General features: G+C 40.1%; 1 pseudogene. It reads left to right on the top strand.

The window, feature by feature from the left end:
* Window positions 1–18: 18 nt before the first annotated feature.
* A pseudogene (locus tag HT669_RS10630) lies at window positions 19–549 on the top strand (transposase); the annotation flags it as partial.

Here is a 549-nt window from a genome sequence, read left to right as displayed (position 1 = left end):
AGATGAAGGTCACTTCAAAAAAAGATGACGAGCTTTAAGGAACAAGACCCAGAGAAAGTCGCTGAGTTTCTTGATATTTTGGATAACCTAAACGATTTACCAATCGTATACATTGATGAAACAGGAATCGACCGCTACCTCTATCGTCCTTATGCAGGGGCTCCTAGAGGGGAGAAAGTCTATGAAAAGATTAGCGGACGTCGTTTTGAGCGAACTTCAATTGTTGCAGGACAAGTAGACGGAGAGTTTATAGCTCCCATGATTTACAAGAACAGCAGGACAAGCGATTTCTTTGTGGAGTGGTTCAAAACGCAACTCCTGCCTGCTTTGAAGACACCTCATGTTATTATCATGGACAATGCTAGTTTTGATCCCAAGAACATTTTGGATGAACTCTGCATCCAAGATAAACACTTTTTCTTACCTCTACCGCCATATTCACCGGATTTGAATCCTATTGAGCAAGCTTGGGCTATCTTGAAAAAGAAAGTAACAGATTTATTAAGGGAAGTCCCAACTATTTTTGAATGTTTGGAACGCTTTTTAAAA

The sequence above is a fragment of the Streptococcus sp. 2100 genome (assembly GCF_013276335.1).
In the GTDB taxonomy this organism is placed as follows: domain Bacteria; phylum Bacillota; class Bacilli; order Lactobacillales; family Streptococcaceae; genus Streptococcus; species Streptococcus pseudopneumoniae.
This window is presented reverse-complemented; position numbering and strand designations above follow the sequence as displayed.